The following is a 4,177-nucleotide window of genomic DNA, read 5'->3' on the forward strand; positions in this document are numbered from 1 at the left end:
AAAGATGCCAAATCTAACATCTACCAAAAGGTTTTTTCCTTAACGGGTTTTCAACGATTTTCTGATCAGCATCAACAGAAACTGCTGAAGCAAGCGGATTTAGCAGTTGCCATCCGAGCTGATAATAAGACGGTGTTTGATGAGTGTGTCACCTATTTGAATCAGCAATGGATTGCATTGCCAGCCCTTTCTCGAATTCAGAGCGTTGTAAACCAGGCATTGAACAAAGAGGAAGAGCGGCTAGTAACCCTATTTCACAAGCAACTCAAGGGCAAGATTAAGGATTACATCACCACTTTATTGGCACCCCATCAGACAACAGACGAATTTCGAACTCTGCGAAGCCAGGCAAAAGATTTTACTTTTGGAGAAATAAGTCGAGAGTTACAAGATAAACAAAAACTGGAACCTATATTTTTACAAGCGAAAACGATTTTGGAACAGGCGCATATTTCAGAAGGAAATATTCGATTTTACAGCGATATGTTCCAAAATTACCGAACCTCGCAGTTGAAACAATTTACACCGGCTAAGGCCAGTATTTATATTGTCTCATTTCTCTGTCAACGTTATGGCCACATCAATGATAATTTGACTAACGGTTTTTATCGAGGGATCAGAAAGTACGAACAGAGCGCAAGCCAATATAGCGATACACAAATAGCCAAAGAAGCTAATCGGCTGAGCAAACAGATTAAGAAAGTATCGGATGTTTTACATGTTCTGGCCAACAGCGCTAATGATGAGACTATGCTGGCAAAGGCCTTGCTCAAGAATATTTACAAGATATTACCTCAATCAGATTTAGCATCCGTCGCTGATTTTATGGCTAAAGTTGAACTGGATAAGAAACAATTTATCTGGCAATACTATCGTCAAAATAAGGTCACTATTAGACGTAATTTAAGGCGCCTGTTTTTGACTCTAGAATTTGAAATAGACAAAGCTCATTTTGAACTAGCTAATCAAATCATTTTGGCAAAGCAAGAACTCCGTCAATGTGGGGAAATAAAAACGATAGATGAGGATCTGATCCGTCCATCGGATTTACCCTATATCCAAAACGATGATCTAGACGTTCCAACCGTTGATCCGTTTCTGTTCGAATGTTATTTGTACCGAAAGATCCTCCAGGCGCTCGATAACGACATTTGTTATATTCATCATAGCCATCAATACAGGCCTCTTGACGATTACCTCATTAATAAGGTCGATCAAAAACAGTTAAGCAGTTCCATGTCACTACCTATGCTGAATGTGACAATTTCAGAATTAAGCGCTGGTTTAAAAGAGTTACTAGAAGAGCAAATGAAAAATACCAGTAAGAGGATCAATCAGGGAGCAAATGATTACGTGATTTATTCTGATCAGACCAACACCATTAAATGGTCTTTATCAGTCAAAAACCCAGTGCCAACAGTGAATAACCGAGTGTTTGAACAATTTGACCAGGTAGGGATCATTGAACTAATGCGTGTAGTTAATCAGGAAACGAATTTCTTTGATGAATTCACTCACTTTCAATCAAAATACCAGCGAACTCAACCCAACCTTAATGATATTTTGGCATGTATATTGGGTAATGGTACTAATTTCGGTTTATACAAAATAGCTAACATTTCTGATCGCTCATTCAATGATTTACGAGCCACGCAGGCCAACTACTTGCGCCTGGAGACTTTGAGAGCTGCAAACGACGTCATTTCAAACAAGACAGCCTCTTTACCAATATTCGAGTACTACCAAATAGATGAGCGCGGTCAGCACGGTAGTATTGATGGGCAGAAGTTTGAATGTCGTTTTAGCTCATTAATGGCGAGGTATTCACCCAAATACTTCGGCCAAGAAAAAGGCGTATCAGCGATGACATTGGTGCTCAACCACATACCTGCAAATAGCAAAATCATTAGTGCAGATGACCACGAAAGCCATCACATTTTTGATTTACTCTATAACAACACGTCTGAAGTTAAACCTGATATTTTGTCGACTGATACCCATGGGGCAAATAGATATAATTTTGCCATACTCCACTTTTTTGGTTATCAATTTGCGCCACGATACAAAACCTTTAAAGACCATTTTGAGAAAATGTTTCAGGTCGAAAACGCTGAAGATATCGAGCAGCTGATCTCTTTAAGGGTTCCGATTGATTGGGAGTTAATCACAAGAGAATGGGAGAATATTTGTCGATTGATGATTTCACTAGGGCAGCACAAAACCAGTCAAAGTGTATTAATCAAGAAGCTTTGCCGGTATAAATCGAACACAGCTACCCTTAAAGCTTTGGCGGAATATGACAGAGCAATAAAAGCGCAATACATACTGGATTATATTGATAGTGAAACACTTCGTCGGCATGTTCAACGTGCTCTCAATCGAGGCGAAGCATTCCACCAGTTAAGGCGTGTAATAGCTGAAACGAACGGTAAGAAATTCAGAGGCAGTCATCATGCAGAGTTAACACTGTGGAATGAGTGTGCGCGCTTGATTGCCAATTGTGTTATTCACTATAACGCTCAAATTCTCTCAGAACTCAAAGAATTCAATGAGCACGAAGGGCGCTCGGAAAACCTAGAGGCGTTAAAACGAATATCGCCTGTAGCCTGGTTTCATATCAATTTTTCGGGATTTTATTCCTTTGCTGACTCTGAAAATAGCCATGATTTCTCAGCGCTAGCCAGAACAGTTCATTTAGAAGCATAATAAATCTAAATTTGAGGTGATTTTTTGCAGCCGTAAATTACGGAGGAGGAGAGATTACAGCGCATTAAGCGAAAAATATCGCGTTTATGCACAAACCCCCATGCAGGAGAAAAACAGTCTCATCCCATCATTAAAATTACGATAATATAGTGTTAAAGTCAATTACCATGGGGTATTCAGGAAAGTAATGGCTTGAAAAATAGAGCCATTTTCAGTTGAGCATGTGAACCTACTTTGGCTGAAATTAAATCTTATAATCGTAGGTAATAAGGTGATTTTATTTTTTGCGACAGAACCAGAAAGAGCCGCTTATTTACGAAAACAGGGGGAAACCGAAAATATGCGATTTCATAAAAATATTATTCTTTCAGTCAGGAAAAAATACACCTGATTAGAAAAGAAAAAATTAAGGTCTAAAGAATTTATTTTGTTTTTTTGAAGATAAAACGAAAGTTCCATTATCGGCCTAATTAACTGGCTCTTGATCTTTACCCCTTTGAAAGCAAGAAAATATAGGCCGTAATCGCTTGAGGTTGCCCGCTGGTGCGTTTTTATCGCTTAAATGTACGAGATTATCAACCCTATTCAAAACCTTTTAAAATCGCTTGCTGTGCTTTTTTTTGGTAGATATTTTGATAATGTGCCATTGCTTCGGAAATTGTGAGGGCTGACAGCTCCAAGGCTTCAAGTTCTCTTTAACTGCTTGATGATGAAAAGGCGGTGCTGTGTCGATTGGGTCGGCGGTTGTTGCCTGATTACTCGCTTACTGTCCAGCCAGTCGATTAAATCCATTTGCTCCCGCTGCCAGCCATGGAGAGCGAACGCGAGGGCTGGTAGTCCCCAGAAGGCGTAGAGCCGTTGTTTTGTCGGAATCGTAGCGCTAGCGTAGGTGGAGACAAAATAAAAGGCATTCCGAAAAACGCCGTCCAGTCATTTGAGGGAGTGTTACGAAGCCAGCACCGAGTTTACGATGGTAATGGCGAAGTGGCACGTACGCAGGACGTCTGGGGCGCCGAAGGCATTAGTGGTCGCGTTAAGTTTTTGCCGCTTGCTTGGGCTGGGATGCCCAAAACAAGCTTTCGCAAAAATAGCGACTCCCCGCAGGATCTTAGACTTATGTGGGTTAAAACTGAGCTTGTAGGGGTGACACTGATTCCATTAACAAGAGTGAGGTTATGAGCTGATGTAAGGCGTTTGGGGATTAACGTGAGGGTAATGTCCATTGTTGTAGCGCTTCTTGAACAGGGGCACGTTAAAAGTTATATACGAGACAGCGGGGGCGGGTATGTAACGGGTATCCACTTAACACTAAGATAAACAAACTATAAAAGGCACCCATTTATATTTTATATGCCTGTACAAGGTACAAACGAACGTTTATAATTTGTACAGGTATATAAAAAAGGTGTGATTATGATTAAGAAAGCAATCGGTTACGTAAGAGTATCAACCTCTGAACAAGGAAGAAGTG

General features: G+C 40.3%; 2 protein-coding genes. Both read left to right on the forward strand.

The features are described 5' to 3' along the window. Nucleotides 1-2,706 (forward strand): Tn3 family transposase (locus tag CDZ78_RS18030; RefSeq protein ID WP_087871222.1); only part of this gene is annotated, 2,706 nt, incomplete at its 5' end. Between the two features lie 942 nt (nt 2,707-3,648). Next, nucleotides 3,649-3,885, forward strand: a complete 237-nt coding sequence (locus tag CDZ78_RS18035; protein WP_140414183.1) for a hypothetical protein — start codon at nt 3,649-3,651, stop codon at nt 3,883-3,885. The last annotated feature ends 292 nt before the right edge of the window (nt 3,886-4,177 follow it).

This window comes from Bathymodiolus platifrons methanotrophic gill symbiont (genome assembly GCF_002189065.1).
GTDB lineage: Bacteria > Pseudomonadota > Gammaproteobacteria > Methylococcales > Methylomonadaceae > Methyloprofundus.